The organism is Vibrio sp. 779(2023) (assembly GCF_033344285.1).
GTDB classification, from domain to species: Bacteria; Pseudomonadota; Gammaproteobacteria; order Enterobacterales; family Vibrionaceae; genus Vibrio; species Vibrio alginolyticus.
The window spans coordinates 172,307-191,025 of record NZ_JAWPOM010000005.1 but is presented as its reverse complement, the minus strand read 5'-3'; the positions used below and the strand labels follow the sequence as shown (position 1 = coordinate 191,025).

17 protein-coding genes are annotated in these 18,719 nt (G+C 46.4%); 14 read left to right on the top strand and 3 right to left on the bottom strand.

All coding sequences use genetic code 11. The features are described from left to right. Positions 1-172: 172 nt before the first annotated feature. Genes R8O70_RS09250 through radC form a run of 3 tightly spaced genes read right to left on the bottom strand, consistent with a single transcriptional unit; the run spans position 173 to position 1,580 of the window. Positions 173-610 (bottom strand): DUF2787 domain-containing protein, encoded by a 438-nt coding sequence (locus tag R8O70_RS09250; protein ID WP_258645971.1) that lies wholly within the window; start codon positions 608-610, stop codon positions 173-175. A 50-nt stretch (positions 611-660) separates the two neighbouring features. Further along, positions 661-1,116 (bottom strand): DUF2787 domain-containing protein, encoded by a 456-nt coding sequence (locus R8O70_RS09245; protein WP_258645968.1) that lies wholly within the window; start codon positions 1,114-1,116, stop codon positions 661-663. Next, positions 1,113-1,580: a RadC family protein gene (radC, locus tag R8O70_RS09240; RefSeq protein ID WP_258645966.1), complete on the bottom strand. Its 468-nt coding sequence runs from the start codon at positions 1,578-1,580 to the stop codon at positions 1,113-1,115. Before radC ends, R8O70_RS09245 begins: the two co-directional genes overlap by 4 nt. Before the next feature lie 150 nt (positions 1,581-1,730). Here radC and R8O70_RS09235 point away from each other — a divergent pair, with 150 nt between their 5' ends. The 14 genes from R8O70_RS09235 (at position 1,731) to R8O70_RS09170 (ending at position 18,586) form a co-directional block, all read left to right on the top strand. Continuing rightward, entirely contained in the window at positions 1,731-1,907 is a 177-nt protein-coding gene (locus R8O70_RS09235) for an AlpA family transcriptional regulator (RefSeq protein WP_171384256.1), read from the top strand. Beyond that, a complete protein-coding gene (locus R8O70_RS09230) occupies positions 1,904-2,344 on the top strand; it encodes a hypothetical protein (RefSeq protein WP_258645964.1) in 441 nt (146 codons plus the stop codon). The genes R8O70_RS09235 and R8O70_RS09230 overlap by 4 nt, the downstream gene beginning before the upstream one ends. A 3-nt stretch (positions 2,345-2,347) precedes the next feature. Beyond that, positions 2,348-2,797, top strand: coding sequence for a Wadjet anti-phage system protein JetD domain-containing protein (locus R8O70_RS09225; RefSeq protein WP_258645961.1), 450 nt, complete (start codon positions 2,348-2,350; stop codon positions 2,795-2,797). A 127-nt stretch (positions 2,798-2,924) separates the two neighbouring features. Further along, on the top strand, positions 2,925-3,107 hold the full coding sequence (gene mads1, locus R8O70_RS09220) for a methylation-associated defense system helix-turn-helix domain-containing protein MAD1 (RefSeq protein ID WP_132699715.1): 183 nt from the start codon (positions 2,925-2,927) through the stop codon (positions 3,105-3,107). 8 nt (positions 3,108-3,115) lie between these two features. Then, positions 3,116-3,499, top strand: coding sequence for a hypothetical protein (locus R8O70_RS09215; protein ID WP_258645959.1), 384 nt, complete (start codon positions 3,116-3,118; stop codon positions 3,497-3,499). A 52-nt stretch (positions 3,500-3,551) separates the two neighbouring features. Beyond that, the gene (locus R8O70_RS09210; protein WP_258645957.1) at positions 3,552-5,696 is read left to right on the top strand and encodes a class I SAM-dependent DNA methyltransferase; all 2,145 of its coding nucleotides are present in this window, start codon (positions 3,552-3,554) and stop codon (positions 5,694-5,696) included. Positions 5,697-5,698: 2 nt separating this feature from the next. Next, complete coding sequence (locus R8O70_RS09205; RefSeq protein WP_258645955.1) at positions 5,699-7,255, top strand: restriction endonuclease subunit S; 1,557 nt, start codon at positions 5,699-5,701, stop codon at positions 7,253-7,255. Between the two features lie 2 nt (positions 7,256-7,257). Then, the gene (locus R8O70_RS09200) at positions 7,258-8,577 is read left to right on the top strand and encodes a hypothetical protein (protein ID WP_258645952.1); all 1,320 of its coding nucleotides are present in this window, start codon (positions 7,258-7,260) and stop codon (positions 8,575-8,577) included. A gap of 12 nt (positions 8,578-8,589) precedes the next feature. Further along, complete coding sequence (locus tag R8O70_RS09195; protein ID WP_258645950.1) at positions 8,590-12,876, top strand: hypothetical protein; 4,287 nt, start codon at positions 8,590-8,592, stop codon at positions 12,874-12,876. A gap of 10 nt (positions 12,877-12,886) precedes the next feature. After that, positions 12,887-13,735 carry a hypothetical protein gene (locus R8O70_RS09190; protein WP_258645948.1) on the top strand — a complete coding sequence of 283 codons (849 nt, stop codon included), beginning with the start codon at positions 12,887-12,889 and terminating at the stop codon, positions 13,733-13,735. Positions 13,736-13,737: 2 nt separating this feature from the next. Beyond that, the gene (locus R8O70_RS09185) at positions 13,738-14,895 is read left to right on the top strand and encodes a hypothetical protein (protein WP_258645946.1); all 1,158 of its coding nucleotides are present in this window, start codon (positions 13,738-13,740) and stop codon (positions 14,893-14,895) included. After that, a complete protein-coding gene (locus R8O70_RS09180) occupies positions 14,885-16,570 on the top strand; it encodes a helicase HerA domain-containing protein (protein ID WP_258645945.1) in 1,686 nt (561 codons plus the stop codon). Before R8O70_RS09185 ends, R8O70_RS09180 begins: the two co-directional genes overlap by 11 nt. Beyond that, positions 16,563-17,120 carry a hypothetical protein gene (locus tag R8O70_RS09175; RefSeq protein WP_258645943.1) on the top strand — a complete coding sequence of 186 codons (558 nt, stop codon included), beginning with the start codon at positions 16,563-16,565 and terminating at the stop codon, positions 17,118-17,120. Before R8O70_RS09180 ends, R8O70_RS09175 begins: the two co-directional genes overlap by 8 nt. After that, positions 17,117-18,586, top strand: coding sequence for a serine/threonine-protein kinase (locus R8O70_RS09170; RefSeq protein ID WP_017188274.1), 1,470 nt, complete (start codon positions 17,117-17,119; stop codon positions 18,584-18,586). The genes R8O70_RS09175 and R8O70_RS09170 overlap by 4 nt, the downstream gene beginning before the upstream one ends. Positions 18,587-18,719 lie beyond the last annotated feature (133 nt).

Sequence of the window (18,719 nt, the reverse complement as noted above, 5' to 3'; positions counted from 1 at the left end):
GTAGAGGGATGTTTTGGGAAGCACAGAGAGGCCGACAGCACCAAACCCTTATGTAGCAAGGGATCGGAGCTTCCCGTTTTACCAATATGGGAAGCAGCGACATCAGTACTCACGTGTGCCCGTGAAGAGTGTTTTTGAACGAGACTTTAGGTTGGCTTGTAGTTGTGATGGTTTAGTGGCTGCTGACTTTGACTTCGTCGTAGGCGTCCATGTCGACATAAGCGACAAAGTTGCTTTGCCACAATTCGTACAGTTCCGCTATTAAGGGTTCACGTATACTTTGCCATCCCCCATAGCGAGAAAATGCCATTCCATTACCAATATCAAAATCGACATCTCTCTCCAGCTCTGGATAAGGACCATTGAAATAACTAAAGTCGGTAATGTACAAAATGGAGTAATGCGTCCCTTCCACTTTTTGTAGTGCTATCTCGACAGGGTGAAAACCACCATTTGCAGCGCTGTAGCTTTTATCATGAAAATTTAGCGTGATGTGATTACCCAAACCTTGATGGTGAAGGTTTAGCGCTTGGGCCAGGCATTTATGAAATCCCTTCGATACTGGTAAGCATGTAGGGGCAAAACTAATCGTTGATGTTTTTACAGGCATAGGACCTCCTAGCACCGCATAACGGCGCCTTATGTTTATCGATATCGGATTTAAACTGTGGTTTGGGGTGTTCGGTCGATCGTTGAGATGGCAAAAGTATCGAAATCGCCATCACGGAAAGCCTTAAGTAATGCACGTTGCCATGAATGGAACAGCGCTATCACTTCCGGTCGGTTCAGTTCACACCGCTCAATATCAGGTTGATAAAACCATTGGTGATTTAAGTTAAAATAGAGCTCGACCTCCAATTCCGAGCTTGAGTCGTCAGGAAACGAAAAGCTGGTCATGGTAGTAATCTTCCAAACATGGCTATCGTCTAGTCGAGTTAAGTGGATCTCAATAGGGTGTGGTCCGGTTTGATTAACGTGATAGTCGTAATGGCGAAAGTTAAGAGCAATTCGTTTTGAGTGCTCGGGAAGGGCAGCTAGGCTTATTGACGCGACTAAATACTGCTGTAGCTCTGGTAATAAAGATACACAGCCATATTTTGAATTGATGCTGTTCATATCCAGCCCCTTTCTGCAAACGAGACACAACTTTCACCGACCACGATATGATCGAGTACCCGAACGTCAATGAGTGATAAAGCCTCGCTGAGCCTTTTTGTAATGCGCCTGTCCGCACTTGATGGTTCCGGATCTCCTGAAGGGTGGTTGTGGGCAAATATCACGGCGCCAGCATTGCCGTTGAGCGCTGCTTTAACTACTTCTCTTGGATACACGCTAGCGGCGTCGATAGTGCCAAAGAACAGCTCTTCAAATCGTATTAGCTGATGTTGATTATCAAGCAGCATCAGCGCAAACACTTCTCTGTCGTAAGAACCAAGTTTGAGTTTCAAATATTCCTTTACGTTGTTTGGATTAGTAAACGTCCCTTCGCGTTTGTACTTCTGCGCAAGAGCCTCTGCTGCCGTTTCAAGTAGCTCGTTCAAACTCGACGGCTGATGGGGTGGGTAGGGTGTGTTTCGCATGATATGCCTCCTAAAATAAACAGTGGTAACGATTCACTTTGATGACATATATCTGAAAGGCTTTTGAATGAGGGTGCAATCTGGAGGGGCGCTCTGTCTAAAAATTTAATGGCGGACTCCTGTTATGACGAATAACAAGGAGAACAACCCATGAGATTTCTAAAACTAAAAGAAGTAATGGAAAAAACAGCATTAAGCCGTTCAGCGATTTACCGAAAAATGAATGATGGTGAGTTTCCAAAATCCATCAGCTTAGGAGATAGGGCTGTAGCTTGGGTGGAAGGTGAGGTCGATGAATGGATGGAGGAGTGCTTACAACAACGATGAATTTTGAATTACTGGAATGCCTCCAAGAGCAAATTCACCGTACCACTACATTGACGCCATCTCAGAAGAAGCAGCTTGAAGAGTTCAGCCGCAAAACTCAGAGTGTACAAGTTACTCCTAAAGGGCGTGGCGTTGTCTACCGCATTCTAGATATGGATGTCGTTAAAGTCACACTGGATCAGTTGGCACCAAATCAAAACGTGTCTCCATCTGCTCCGCAAAGAGCTATAAACATAGCCTCCACACGCAGCAGCAAACAAGGAAGAGTAGGTCACAATGTCACCTATGTGCTGGCTAAAACGGTTGCAAATCCGCTATGGGAGGTTGCTGGAATACTAACTGAGCACTTAAATATAGCGACAGAAGAGTTTGGCGTTTTTTCCCTTGAAGTGGGTGGAGAAAGAAACAAGAACCTTCAAACTCATCATTCTATTTGACTGGTGGAAAACCAAGCATTGTTTGACCGTCTAGATTGGCTACCCAGTAACGAACCCACTACCGTTATTTGGTACCGAGGGCAGCTACACAACAAACTGATTGATTGGCTATCGGTGCCTGAAAGAGCACCGATGGTCTACTTTTTTGCTGACTATGATGGAGTCGGGCTAAATAACTTCCGGCGTCTGAAAGAGAAGCTAGAAGAAAGAGCAGAGTTTTGGATGATGCCTAACTGGAAGGGGCTTTTGAACCATTATGGACAAAATGGTCTTAGGGTTGATACCTCTCGGGAATTTGAATCTTTCGAGCGAAACAGCCAAAGACTTTTAGATCAATCCCCTGCGCTGCGAGAGCTGGTAACGGAAATGAAGAAGTATGGCTTAGCGTTGGAGCAAGAGGCTACCTGGTTGAGTGACGCGTACATGCATTGTGAAGAAGGCAAACAAGAGTAGAGTGCCTGAATATGGAATAAGCGTTTAATCTCATAATGAAACAACAATCATTGTTCATTCCCCAATTTTCCCATATTCTCTCACTATCAATTCTGATGAATTAAACCAAAATGAGATAACACTCTGAATGGTAGACCAAATTTTAACCTTGAAAGAGGTGGCTGCTTACCTAAAGTTGGCCGAAAAAACTGCATACAGATTAGCAAGCGAAGGAAAGCTACCGGGCTTTAAAGTCGGTGGTTCTTGGCGCTTCAAGCGTGAAGACTTAGATGCATGGATCAATACGCAAATCCAACAAACTGATCGGTGAGGCTCTCAGTGGACCAAGAGATTCAGAAGGCAAAACTAAGCCAACTGCTTGTGCAGTTAAGAGCGGAGCCGAAAACGGCAGAAGTCATCTTTGATGAGCACCAAGAACTATGGCGTACACTAAACTTCAGTCAAGCTCAAGTGGGGCTGTGGCTTGCTTCATTGCGAGTCGACAACGAGATTAATTATCCAGGCGCAGATTACAACGTCACACCGGATATTTCTTCGCACCTCATTGAGTTGTTGCAGAAAGCCGGTGGGCGAATGCCTTTGGCGCAAGTGTTGAAAAAGCTTCCTGCTGGGGTTGTGACCTCAGAACAACAAATTCGCAAATTGGTGCAGCAGCACAGCCAGCTTCAAGTAAAAGGGCCATTTTTGGTTCTGGAAAATTAATTGCTGCATTCAACTCAAATGATTATTAGAGAACAGATTTTAAGAAGACATCATGGCTAAACAAAAAAAGATAGACCCAACCATTGCGCTCGATGAGCAATTTCAAACGCTGGTGGCGCAGCATGGCGAGTTCACTCAGCCATTAGTAGAACTGCCGGAGCATGAGTTTGCCAAAGCAGGCCTTATTCAAGGATTGGTCGAGGGGAACTTGACGCCACCAGTGATGCTGGTTTCCCTGCTTGAAGGTCATTGGGAATATGCTGCTGATACAGCAAAGTTTGATGATTTGGCTTACCAGCTGTTAAGTGATGTTGAAGGAGACTGGCCTGTTTTTGCCGTCGTGGCAGATGGTAGTAACCATCGTATTCTTGCCCTTTTCGGTGCAGATGGTTCAGACGGCACCCATGGAGTTGATGCACTCCCAACACTGGAAGAGCTGCGTAATTTTGACCGCCTGGAACGCGATCCTACGTTTCGTTGGTCTATGCGAGTTTATACCCGTTTGATGCAACGCTTTGATGCATTTCATGAAAATGTCTATCGCGTTACCAAAGATAAGGTGAACGATAAAAACGACATCATCGAAGAAGTGGCTAAATTGCTATTTCTGGAGAGCTTCCGCGTACACCACGATGAAGATCTTACCTTTAAAGATGAAGCCGGTAATACGTTACGTTTCCGTGATGTATACGACTGGGAGTATGTCGCCAAGAATGGTGATAAAGCAGTAGAACAAATCAAAGCTGCGTTTGAAGAATTTAAAAGCCATGAAGACTATGTAGTGATCTCAGACGATGGCTCACGCAACGCTATTTTTGGTAAAGACACACATTTGCGCCTCTCAGTGGCCAAAAACTACCAAGATTTGCTTGAAGCCATTCAAAACTTGGGGCCAGTCAAAACCAACGATGGCAAAACCGTGAAAGAGCAAGGCACCTTGGGTGATGTGTCTGGGGATTTGCTCGGTCGAGTTTTTGATGTATTCCTGCGAGCCAACTTTGAATCCAAAGGCGGCCTTGGCGTATACCTCACACCAAACCCAGTGAAACAAGCCATGCTCGAAATCGCGATGCATGATATTGACGATGACGATGAAATGCGCTCGCGACTGGCCAATGGCGATTTTCGTTTTTGTGACCCAACCTGTGGTTCCTTTGGTTTTGGCTCAGTGGCACTGAGTCAGATTGATAAATGGATCGACTTTAAGCTGGTCTTGGGCGACGACAAAAAACAAGAACTTAAACAACAGCTTCGCGACAATGCCTTTACGGGCGCCGATGCTGCACCGCGCATGGTGATGTTGGCTCGCGTCAATATGGCGTTGCAAGGGGCGCCCAAAGCACAAATTTTCTATACCGATAACTCGCTCACGACTCAAGCTCTGAAGCCAAATAGCTTTGACCTTATTTGTACCAACCCGCCATTTGGTACCCCTAAGTTTGGTAAAGACAAAAAAGGCCAAGAGTCGAAAAAGAACTATGAAGCCAATATGGAGCAAGTCCTTGGTGGCTTTCGCCCTGCTCAAAAAGTCGTTGATAGCTATAACGCTTACTACGACCACTTAAAAATGAAGTGGGTAGATACCGGCGATTTAGAGCTTGATGAGCATGGCAACCCCAAATGGGCGGGTTACCGCACAGATTTGCGCCGAACTGGCGGTACCGACAAAAAGCCAGTTTACAGTCTGCAGCCTAGCCCAGCCGGTTTGGCACTTGGTAGCAAACCTGATGGTAAAGGGAACTGGCAGCCAGTGAGCTCCACCATTGATCCCGCTGTGCTGTTTATCGACCGCTGCCTGCAACTGCTTAAACCCGGTGGCCGTTTAATGATTGTCTTACCTGATGGCATTTTATGTAACTCAGGCGACCGTTATGTGCGCGAGTACATTATGGGCAAGAAAGATGAGCAAACTGGCGAATTTGTCGGTGGTAAAGCCATCGTTAAAGCAGTAATTTCTCTGCCAAGCGACTGCTTTAAGCTCTCTGGTACAGGCGCAAAAACCTCGATTTTGTATTTGCAAAAACGCCACGCCAACCCAGACCAACCCGAACAGTTTTTACCTGAGCCACAAACCGACGTGTTTATGGCGGTAGCCGAAACCTTAGGTTATGTGGTGAAAAACAATATCGAAGACTATAACGCCGGCGTTGCTAATGATCTGGATACCATTGTTTCTGCTTATAAGCGGGGTGAGTGATTATGCCTGCATCCCTATTTAACCGTATAAAACCAGATGAAATAGCAGATAGGCTCGACGGTGAATATTACTCAAGAGAGTTATTAGAAAACGAGGATAAGCTTGGACGTTTCAACCAAGTTACACTTGAGAGTAGTGTGACCAATGCTCGTAATGCTATTTCTGATCTTACGTCGAATGGAAGCTTTGAGTTTTTGCGGGGTATAGAGTTTAACGACTCGAGTGGCATTCCTTACATTCGAACTCAGAACCTGATGGAAGGCTACATAGATGGCGCGGATGTCATTTACGTGGATATTAAATGCAAAGAGATGGTAGCAAAGTCACTATGTGAAACTGGTGATTTAGTTGTTTGTCGGAAAGGTAAGGTTGGTGCTGCAAGTGCCGTCTCAGTTGAAATGAATGGTGCAGCAATCAGTGAAAACGTCACAAGGTTTCGCCTTCAGGATAACTATGATGGAGACTTTCTCGCAGCATTTTTAAACTCGAACCATGGAAGAATGAGGTTTTTAAGGGAGGCCACTGGCGTTATTCAGAAATGGATTAACAATGAAAAGCTGCGACAGATTAAAGTTGTTCGAATTGAGCCTCAAGCAGAAAAATACATCGGGGATAAAGTTCGCCAAGCCGAGCAACTGCGCGCTTGGGCTAAGCTTTGTAGAGGAAAAATCAACGATTATTTTGACGGGTTATTTACTGGGATTAGTTTAACTAAGCCAGAGCATCACCATACGCGAATATCTTTAGATATTTTGGTTCCTCGTCTAAATGCAGAGTATTACTCAGACCACTACACTCAAGTCGAAAAGGGCTTGTTAGATCGATTCGGAAAGCTGACTACACTTGGTCGTTTAGCACCTACCGTTAGAGCAAAGATAAAACCGTCGGCTGACTGCATATATAAAGAAATAGGCGATCTTGATGTAGGTAAAGGAGCCTTTAGCTCTGGGACTTTCTATAAATATGGAGAGGCCCCTAATAATGCCCAGAGGGTATTTGATGAGGGGGATGTGGCTGTTTCTACGCGGAGGCCTAACAGAGGAGCGATCGCAGTTATAGAGGAATCATCGAGCACAACTTTTTATTCTGTATTCCTAGCTAGGTTGAAGCCTAAAAACAAAAACTTCGGATATTGGCTCAAAGAATTTTTGAGGCACGACGCTGGTAAATTACTTCTGCTCCAACGATGTACGTGGACGACATACCCTGTAATTTCTGAGGATGACATTGAAACTATACCAGTTCCTGAGATTCCTAATGATTGGGACTTCGTAGCTCGTTTATCTAAGCAATCCGTTGAATTGGAGGCGTTTGCAACGAATCTAACTAGAAGTGCCAAAACCCTAGTCGAAGGCCTAATTGAAGGCCAACTCACCGAACAACAACTTATCCAAGCCCAGCAGGCCTTGGACGATGGCGATAACAGCTTAGACCAAGCGATTTTAGGCAAACTTAGTAACGAAGGTTACGCCATTGAAGGTTCTACTCTACTGTTTAGTGATCTTGATGAGTTGTACCGCTTGTTAGAAAGTGCCACTCAAGCCGAGACTGAGGAGTAGCTATGGTGGCGAGTAACATGGATGGTAACACGCAAGTCAGTAACCTGTTATCCCACGACATCGCCCGAAGCGGTTGCCAGTTACTCAACCAGCTTTGGTCCTGTGGCGGGTTATCAGGCGATAAAGCCGCAGAGTTATTGACAGCCATTCCTACGCTAAAAAAGCTGTTACAGCCGATTGTGGCTGGCGATACAGATGGTGATGCAAAGGGAGAGAGCTACGCCTATTGCCTAAGCGCCTCTTTGCTTGATGCTTATAATCAACTCAGCCAACTAGGTGAATGGCAATTAGCACTTCTGGGGTTAAACCCAGAAGTGCGCGCACATTGGCTTAATTTAGCCGCTGCCCGCTGTCGCGAGGCGGGCGCCATGAGTGACCCGCAGGTGTTAGTAAAGCTTATCCAGCAACTGGGCAATGCCAGCGAATGGGTGTTCACGCAGCTGGAAAACGCGAGTAATACCCCAGGGGCTGCGCCACAAATTGCCGCGGGCCCTTTGGCGCAACTAGAGCGAGATTTACTCGGCCACAGCCTAAACGACAACGCCGCTATACCGGCGTTATGCCGCATATTACGTGCCTGTTTTAGGTTGCACACTTTGAGTGAACAAACCGAAGCCTTAACGCCAATCCAACTGGTCGATATTAGCGCAAAACAGCTTGCCGACAACTGGTGCCAAGGTCGATTGCTGGCACTGCCGGACACTTTGCTTAGCGAATACAGCTTCAATCATCCGCTCAAACCCAATGCTAACTGGTTGTTGGTGTCTCGTCCTGTCAATGATGAGGCAAAGCTTATTGAGCGCTTCGCCCACCAGCCTTGGTGGTTTTTATTAAGCCTAGTGAGCTTTGTGCAAGATGCGTGGGCCGCCGAGCAGCGCGGCGGTTTATTGCTGACTCTGCCCGCCGGACAAAATGCCTTTTCCCCAGCTCAAGTGAACGTGGAGGTGCAAGGCATTGATGGTGATGAAGTCAGCCTAGGTAATTTGGCCGAGTTTTTAATGCAGTTGCTGGGCGAGCTAAATATCGCACTTTACCCCGCGCTAACGAATAGCGCAGAAGATATGCAGCGATTGAATCGTGCACTTAGCCCATTAATTGCCGAGTTACTGGCAAACAAAATTTGGCAGTTCACTGAAGCAGGGCGAGGCGAACCAGGTCATTACCGTATTCACCCCGATTTTAGCGATGCCTGTTACAGCCTGCCGCTGGCGCCGCTGTTTGGCTATAAAAGCCAACATTTGCAACAGGCGATTAAGCAACTGGCCCAAACCAGCTATGCCAATAAAAAATGTGCCAGCTCGGCTAACAGAATAAACAGTTAAAGGATTTTCGTGATGAGTTTTGAATTAGATGATGTCGTCGTCGATAAGCTAGCCAAGCAACACCGCTGGGCAGCGACGGGTGTGTCGGACTATCCACCGCGTGATCCATTGGTTGGTCAAAGCCGCTTTTTTAAGCGCTTTCAAACCTTTTTACACACGGTTGACCATGACGATGATCGCTTTGCCCATGTATTTGCCGTAGAGGCGGAGTGGGGGCGTGGTAAATCTCGTTTAGGCCATGAGCTGGTGGCGCAAATTAACGACTGCTCGAAAGGTTGGTTTGTGCGTGACGACCAAGGCCAATTACATGATCAGAAACTGTTCACTGTTGAAGAACAAGATAAATACTTAGCTCTCTATATTCGATACTCACAAGTGGAGTCAAAGTACCAACAGGCAGATAACTGGTTTGCCTTTGGCTTGTATCAGGCGCTATTGCCACTGGCGACCCAATCCTTTGATGGCTCCATTCAAAGTGAAATTGCTAAACAGGCCTATGAGCGTTTAATGCCGTTCGGTTTTAAATCTGAGTTGCTGGCAGACGCTTTGCAGTTAGACGTAAATCATAGTGAGGAAGAGCTCTACACTGATCCAAACTTGGTGGTAAGTTTAGTTCAAGCCGCGTACGAATTATTAAAACGCTTTGGTGTGCAATATGTGTTAGTTGTGCTCGATGAACTTGAAACCGTCGCTGAAGCTGCCACCTTTGGTTTGGAAGATGAACAAGACAAACGTCTTGATGGCCAAGCCATTCGTTTAATTGGTAAAGCAATTAAGCATGAAGACCCTCGTCGTAAGTTGCCTTGGTTGCGTTATGTAGCTCTTTGCTCGCCACTTTTGGGTCAGGAGCTACGTGAAATTCAATCAGTGGCGCGCCGCTTTGAATTGGTCGAACTTGAGCACAATGCGTTTGCCGATGTGTCAGACTATGTCGCCAGCCTACTAAACGATGGCAAACTGGGTTTTGATTACCCAGCAGGTTTGGTGGAAGCCGTTTATGCCATGAGTGGTGCTAACTTCGGTTGGTTTAACGTGGTCATGGCCAATGTGGATGCGGTACTTAGCCAATATCAACAAGCGGACCGCAGCATTAATGATGTGGGTGAATTGTTTGAAGCGGTGTTGGCTGGCTCTGGCCGTGTGGCCAACCACGTGCTCGATAAGGGCGCCATTGAAGGGATTCAAACTCGCGATAGAGCCTTATTAGGCCAGTGCCGCAGTTTGCTTTATGGCCAGCTACCTGTGCGTTTGCCTGAGGTGAAGCAAGCAACGGAACTTTTGGCACTGAAAAACGAAGACCAAGAGCCGATAGCCGCACACTATCGGAAACTGAGCATCGACCGCTTGCAGTGTCGCCAAGCGCTAGAACAAGCTAAATTTCGCCGCGACAATGATGAATGGTACTACCCTGCGGTAGACCAAGCGCTCAGTTTAGACACCTTGCTGGATAACCTACGTACGTTCTCGATTAAAGAGCAGGCTGCCAGTGGTGATAAAGGTGCAGTGTTATTGCCGCTGTCTAAAGGTGAATTTAAGTACTTATTGAGCTTACTGTACGATCACCCCGCCATTGAATTTGCCGCAGATGCCCTATGGCACAAGTTGGTCGGAGAAACCGCCGAGCTAGATGCCAGCGAAGCGACCCACATTGGCCCGAGCGTGGCCATGTTATTACGTTTGGATTTACGCTACCGAAGTGCACAACAGAACTCGTTGATCTTTAAAGAACCAAGCATGGGCGATGGTCACGAGCAGGCGATGGCGGCGCTGAGTAAACAAAGCAGCCAAAAGCCAATCATAAAAGCGTTAACCCGAGTAACTGGCTTTGTGCGTTTGCTGGACAACAACTGGGGCTATGACGAGAGCCTGTTGGACAACAAAGAAGGGCAAGACGATGCGCCACTGGCGATTCTAACCGAACCGCGAAGCCGCCAAGGTGGCCTATTCACACTGGAAGGGTTTAAGTTGCACCCAGAAGGTAAAGCCTTGTTTGCATGGGTGAGCAACCTAAACGAGTTGGAGAATCTTCATTCTTTTTCCACCGCATACTGCCGTAAAACTGGACGTATGCCGGTACTGGCACTAACGGCCTCTGCGCATTTAATGGAGCAATATAGCCGTCTAGAAGAAAACAACGAATTGCGCGATGCGATACTACTGCACTACGTGAACCCAAGTGAAGCGGACCAGTTAGAGCGTATTGGTTTAAGTGTGGAAGTTTGCCACCAACATGGCGTGTCTTTGTGTCCCGAGAGTTTCACCGCTAAGTTCAACAACAAGCTGCATGCTCTGAGTACTTTTGCCAACGAGGCAATCCATAAATGGCGCCAGCGTTTGCAAAAGGCTGGTTTAATTGCTTGGCCACTAAAAGTGGACGGCAAGCTATCGCAAAATGATCGCGAACTGTTGTTCAAAGGCTGGTATCAGCTAGCTATCGCACACCCAGAACTTAACGGTGTGCTGGATTTACAACAGCAGCATGGTGTGCCGGTGGATGAGCTCAGCGGTTTGCTGGACAAACTCAAAGTGCCAGGCAGCTATATGGCGAAGGGTTATACCGCTGATGAGCACGCTGGGTTGTTTACAGAACTAAATAATGTACAGCGCAGCCAAGCACAAATCCCGCTGTTTTTAGCGCGTATTGCTCACCCAAACAAACAGCATAAATGGCATTTCGAACGCTTTAAACAGCAGTTCTATTTTGCCTATGTCGCTGAAACCAATATTACCGCCATAAGCGTGTTTAAAGACTGGATGTGGTGGTGTGGTGAGCTGAATTTGCTCACTTTAGCCAATCCAACCGAAAAACAAGCGATTTGGGAGAGCTACCCACGTTCCCGTTTAGGTAGTGCGATTAGCGAGGCGAAAAACTGGTTCAGTGGTAACGACCAAGACAGTTACAAAGCCAACGTAGAAGTGATGAGCCGCGTGTATGGCTATGGCCGTATCAATGAAGTCTTTGCGCCGGAAGGTAATAACCAATTCGGTTATGCCACGGTAGAAGCCAAAGAACAGTTGGAAAAAGCACAAACACTCTTTAGTGTTCTTAAGCAACAAGAAGAACAGCTGGAAGATATTAACCAAGTGGGTGAGGCTCATATTTTAGCTGGGCTTGTTAATAAGCGCGCTGAAGTGTTGGACTTAGTAGCCAAAGTTAAGCCATTGAACAGTAGCAAACCTACGCTTAAAGATGCGCATATTCTGGATTTGGAAGACAAAGGCACTTCGCTTTACCAGCGAGTTGAACAGGCTTGCTTATTTGCTGAGTTTGTTGAACGAAGCGCTGAGCGCATCAGCAATCGGATCTCAGACCTAATCAATGATGTTGACGCAGATTGTGTAACACTCAGCCATTTTCCTAAAAGTTTGTATACCAATACATTGCGCACGGTTGGGCATATTTTGGATGGTGCTTTAAAAGAGGACGCCAGTAGCGCGACGGGGAAAAAGGAGCAGCAGGCGGGCAGTGATACCTTATTGCACTACCTGCGCAAACTCGATTTGGGTAAAGCGCAAGATAAACTTTCTGCTCTTGCTACTGAAGTCGGGTTAAATCTGCACACAGAACAGCAGTTACCGATGGCTGAAATCCAAGGCAGTATTTTATCCAGCTACCGAAATTGTAAAGAGCGCTTTGAGAAGCTGATCAATAACTTAGATGAGCAAAGCCAACGTGCTCAAAAACTACAGCAACTGCTCAGTAGTGCAACTGCTGCGTATGAATATGCTGATGATATTGCTGAACTTCCCAAACTGGTAATGAAGTTGCAATTGATTGAAGACGCAATTGCTGATTTACCTGTTGATGCTGAAAGTAAACGTCAAAGCATGCAAGCCAGTTTGCGCAATGGTCAGTTCACGGGATTACGTGATTTGCCGGAAGAGCTGATGAAATCGGCACGTGGACAAATTGCGCCTATTCAAGGTCGACTGAACAATATTGAAAATAACCTTGCAGCTGTAAAACGCGATGCCATCGTTCAGGTAAATAGTTGGTTGCCTCTATTAAAACCACTACTGGTTTCGCAGCAGCAACCACTACCTGCTGAGTTAACACTCGCCGATGTGGACAAATTAGGAGTCAGTGAGCTTGTGATGGTGTGTGATAAAACCCTATCAGATTGGCAAAGCCAAGGTGAAGCGATTTTACAAGGCACTGGGCTAACGCTGGCAGAGTGGCAGCCGGTTTATGAGGCGCTAAGCCAAAATCAAGAGCCGATGTTAACTCCTGAGCAGCGACAAGGTTTAGTTGATAAAGGCATCGTCAAAATGCGCTTAACCTTTGCTGCGGTATTGTAGAGGTCATGCGATGAGTTTTTATTTGTCGTCGGCATTGGCTAGCAATCGTAAAGGGCGCTTTTTACAAACGGTTGCGGGAGCAATACCACTCGACACGGAGTGGCTTAGCTCGCCACCAGCCAAAGGTTTGTTGTTGGTGCAAGCTGAAGAGTTGAACGAGAAACAAGCCTTAATTGGCTTGTTTCAATGGGCGATGCAAACGGGTTGTTCGGCTTTAGTTATTAACCCGCAGCTTGAACAGCATGTTGAGTTTGCCGCACTGCAACCAGCGCTGGATTGGACATTTGCACCAGCTAGCCTGATCTCTGAAGACGCAGGATTAACGGCAGTACTGGCAAGTGAAACCAACCAAGCCGTTGTTGGATTTGTTGGTAGTGCAGATCAGAGGCAGCATATGGTAGGCGATGTTGTACATACTCGTTATGTCCGAAAACATAGCAACAGTGGTTTGTTTGCAGTCACGACGTTGCCTTTGTGGTCGCTAAATCTGCTTGATCATACTGAGGCTTTAGTAGGCTGGTTAAACTGGTTCGTTGATCACGCGGGCGTCGCAACACCGGTTGCTGAGGAAAAAGCAGAATTGGCGGCGTATTTGCCCGACAAGTACGACTTGGTTGTCCTGTTGCTGCTTTATGCTGGACACGGTAAGAGCCTGGCAGCACTTGTTGACAATGACACAGTTAAGTTGATGTTTGATGTAAATAGTCTTGATGCCATCAAGCGAAGCGAAACATTGCAGCTGCATGGTTTTATCAACGAAACAGGATTAACTGAATCGGGCAAAGCCAGCTTACAAGCCTCGCAATATTGGGCTTATGCACCGCTACTCAGCGAGCAGTTAGATACGGGAGCGCTATAAGCATGAATGAAAATAAAACAATGAATTTAGCGCAATCACTTGCCATAGACAGTCAGCTTCGTTTACCAGGCAGTGCGGGGCGTTTACTTAAGCAAATTCGCGATATTGAGCAGGTAGCACCACTGTTTCGTGATGCTGGTTTAGTTAAGGCTGTTCCTAAGCCTACGGTAGTGAATTTAAGCGTGGCGGGTATCGCCACTAAATCGTGCCTAGATAAAGCTCTGGGGGGATTTATTTATGCCAGCGCAGCTGTACGAACAGATTTATTGATAGAAGAAAACAAGGTCAGTACTTCTGGTAGTGATTCAGTATCTGAACTGGATGATATTGATTTCGAAGCGCAACGAAAGCGGCTTGACCTGATTGAAGTTCGCCAGGCGTATCAGCTGGTTGAGAAACAACTGTTGAGCCAAGAGCGCTGTGATTTAATTTTACTTGATACCCCACTGTTCTTAGCGCGCGATATGGCGCCACTGGAGCGGAATGTTCGCCATAAGCAGGAATATGACAAAACCAAGCGAGCAATAGAATCCTTTTGGCAAAACCACCGTGCAAAGCTGTTCCCATGGAATAAGACAGGGGTGGTGTTAGCAAGCATTTTGGCCGAGCGTTTTAGTGCAATTGTGAGTATTGCCAAACAAGATTTACGTTCTGAGCAAGGGCGAAAGCAGATTTTAGATTCGGACGGTTTCTCTAGTGAGTTAATGCAAAATCTGGCTGGACTGGACGAAAGCTTGGTGGGTGTTGGGGACTTACGTTTTATTAATGGCATTTTAGGCAACTACTCGCGGACCATTGCGTTTCGTTTATCAGAACAAGAGAACCGCATAGAACCAAGTGTCGAAGCGAAGCAAGGCCTGATTGGCTTTCATTTTCGCAGCGCGCGTGGTGGCCAAATCAAAATGGTGCAGCTAGCTGGTGATGAACCTGATTGGCAGAGCGCAGATCTTGATTTAGTGGCATCTCGATTGATGGTGCTTGATATGCAGAACAAAGGCAATGCCATGCCTTTGCCGCAATTACTAGGCTATCAGCAGCTCGGCATTTTGCCGAAGTTTGCCAAGTTTTACCGTCAAGGTTTGCACGGTGCACTTAAGAATAATGATATTGAAGCAGGCTGGTTGGCTGGCTTGGATGAGGGATTGAACAATGGCTTATAAAGTTTTGGGTAAATTAGTCGGTAATACCGGCGATGCCAGCCAGTTAACTATGGTGGTGCAAGATTCGTTTTCAGTGCGTCGTGGTGAATTTGTGCGGATTATGCACCAAGAGCGTAAAGACGAGGGGCAAGTGGCCGTATTAGGTCGTGTAACGAAGATCAGCCGAACTAATATGCTTTACAACGCAGGTTTTGGTGATGGCGTGACTGAGCTTGAGTTGTTGCCAGGCGCGAATGTGACTGGTGAGAACATGTTTGCGCAGGTAGAGCTGGTGGGATACCGCGATCCTGTTTCTCGTCAGATTAAGATCCCGCGTCGCCCGCTTAATCCCGGTACTGCAGTTGAAACCGTTGATTTTCAGTTTTTGAGTGACTTTTACGAGTTCAATGAGCACTTCAGTTTGCACCTGGGTAATTTGGTTGGTTACGACAAAGGTGAAAATACGGTTCCGGTCTTTATTGATGTAAATAAGCTAGTGACTGAGCACATGGCTGTGCTAGCGATGACAGGCTCAGGTAAGTCGTACACAGTTGGCCGTATTATTGAGCGCTTGGTTGCCGTTAACAATGGTACTGTTGTAGTGTTCGACCCTCACGGTGAATACGGCAAAGCTCTGGCTGGTGGGAATCTGCAATTTTCTAGCCTTTTGGATGCAACAGACGATAAGCGCGATCAAGAAGCATTGCCTCTGATTAAACATACTTTTGAAAAGTTACAAGCTGCAGGTGCGGGCATTAAAGTTTTCTCGCCACAGCATGAATCTTTTAAACACAAATATGCCAGCAAAAACACACCACTGGCGCTTCAATTCGACCATTTTGAAATGGACGATATTGCCGAGATCTTACCTGGGCTAACCGAGCCGCAACAACGTGTGTTGGATGTGGCTATTCGCTATTGGCGCTCAGTGGATAAGACAGAACCACGTGATATTAACCGCTTACGCTACTTCTTAGGTGATGGTATTGAAGAACTTAAAGAGTGGGATGATCTCTCTGAAGCGGAAGCCAAAGCCTTGTCAGGTCGAAGCGCTGCTGTTGCCTCAATGAAGCTCTCTCGCGTGCTTAATGAAGCTCAAAGCTTTTACAGTGCAACGATGGCTGAGCCAACTGACATTTATAAAATGGTCGGTCGTCCAAGTAACCAACAAGGCCGGTTGGTCGTTGTCGATTTACAAGGCTTGAGTGATACCGCTAAGCAAGTTGTTTGTGCTCTGCTCTCCAGTGAGATTCTAAAAGCGGCTTCAAGCAAAACAGACCCACTTCGCCCTTGCTTTATTGTGTACGAAGAAGGCCATAACTTTGCGCCAGCTGGTGGTAACGCAGTAAGTCATCGGATCATTAAGAAAATTGCCGGTGAAGGTCGTAAGTTTGGTGTCGGTTTTGGCATTGTGAGTCAGCGCCCATCCAAATTGGACTCAGATGTTACCTCTCAGTGTAATACGTTGATTACCATGCGTTTGAAAAACCCAGACGATCAGCGTTTTATTGCCAAAGCTTCCGATATGGTCAGCAAGGCCGACCTGGATGAGTTACCGAGTTTATCAACCGGTGAAGCTTTAGTATGTGGTCGTTCTATTCCGGCCCCATTACTTGTTAAGGTCGGTAGCAAGGCACTTATTCATGGCGGTGAGTCTCCGGAAGTATTGCGAGTTTGGGGTTCATTTAATGGCTAATCTGCCCATGCCAGCGCTTGCTTGGGTAAGTGAAGCGTTTCCTCTTATGACTAGCGGAGCATTGTTGGACCAAGATGTGCTGGTCCATAGTCTGGGGTGCAGTGTTTGGAATACGTTTGGCCATGAGCAATCTTATATGGCAGTAGTGGAGTGCCCAGCACCGGGCACTTCTGGAGCCGATATTCGTTCAGATTCAGGCTGGTTTGATAAAAATGCATCAACACCAATGTGTTTAATTGAGTTTGAGCGCTTTGATGGCACTTCCCGAGGCCAGCAAAAGCTTGAAGAGAAATTGAAAAACTTAATGGAAGCAGCTCAACGTTGGGACCATTCACCGAAAAGTTTGGTGCTGAGTGCTTGGAGTCAGGGGCTTGTGAACGCCCCTGATACGCAAAAACTTAAAGAGATCTGCCGCTCAGGGTTTACTTCATCCGCGGGAACCCAAGTAAGGGCATCGAACGATGTTGAAGTCGTGTTTAGCCGTTTCCAGTTTGTTAAAAATCTAAACACTATCGCTTTGGATAGAATTCACTACGAGGTGTTGATATGAATGTAAAATCAGCACACTTTTTACCAGGTACGAACAAGCGATTAGGTGATAAATACCTATTGCTCGAATGTCTTGGTGATGGCAGTCATGGCTGGGTATGGCGTTCTGAGCGCTTAAATGATGGTCAGATTGTTGCTGTAAAAATACCTAAAGATATAACGAGGGAAGATCGTCAGCTTGCTGAAGGTAAAGAGTTATTGCAAGTCGAGCCTCACGATAACATTGTACAAATTTTTGATATGGGCCGAATCGATAACGAATGGTTCTATATTGAAATGGAGTATTTCCCTAGTCAGACTTTGGCACAAAAACTTGACGATCGACAGCGCAATTTTGGCCAAACCTATGAAAGGTTGTTCAGAATTTATCGACAAGTGCTATGTGCTGTTCAGTATTTGTCTGAATTGCCTGTCCCCATCTCACATGGAGACATAAAACCGCATAACATCCTTGTTGGTGAACGTGATCTGGTTAAATTGACCGATTTTGGTAGTTCTGCGTTACCGGAAGAAATATACGTTCGTACTCGGGAAAACGGTGGAACAGTGTTGTATTCCGCACCTGAGTTTTCCAACGTGGATAGCCGTAAAGGGAGTTTAGAAGAGCTATTGCTCGGGGATGTTTATAGTTTAGGTGTTTTACTATATCAGCTGCTGACGGGTAAGTTGCCGCATGATACACCAGCCCAAGTCCAGCGCCATGCACCTTTCAAGCGGCCTACCGAGATTAATAGTTCTATCCATGCGGATTTGGAGCAAGTCGTACTCACGTGTATGCAAAAAAGGCCGGAGGAGCGCTTTTTAACTATCTCGGCTTTGATGTCTGCATTCGATGCAGCGACCCAGAAACAGTTGAAGATTGGAGCTACCGCTCCTGTTTTTCAGGAAAAACCAGATCAAGATTGGTCGAGTGCGGTTCTTGAGGCGATGGCTGAACAGTCATACAAGAAAGCGGCTCAGTTAGCGTCTCAAGAATACAGCCGCAGCAAGGATCTTCAAGCTCTCCACCAGCAGTTGATAGCGTTGTACCGGGACAATAGGCTCTTCGACTTTGAAAAAGTGGTCGAGAACAATAGGTCATGCTTACTTGAGGAAAAGCTTACTCAATCTGCTGAGTTGTATGAGCTGATTGTTAAGGCGAATCTGCAGTTAAGAAATATTAATCAAGCTCAATTTTGGTTGCTTCAGAGAAAGCAAGTCGGAGGCGAAAACTCCGCGACCATGTATCTAGAGTCTTCCATTCTTGGTCTTGAAGCCAAGTATCCAGAAGCGAGAGCATTGTTAGAAAAGGTTAACCAAGCCACGCCAAGAAAGCTTCACGTGCTCACTCAATTGATTCAGGTTTGTGAGCAAATGCGCGATTACTCTGGAGCGGTCGGTTATCTCAAAGCTACGCTGCGAATGTTCCCCGATTGTGCGCAACTGGCTGATAAGAAAAAACTGTATTCGAACCTAGGTTTACTCTAATGCGTTTTTAACTCACGTTGTAGTGGCACACTGAATTTGGTCACTTAGTTAGAGGTGATATCATCACCTCAGCTGTCGAAGATCTGCTTCTTGCTATTAAAGATATCTATGAACCCAGACATAACGAGTTATA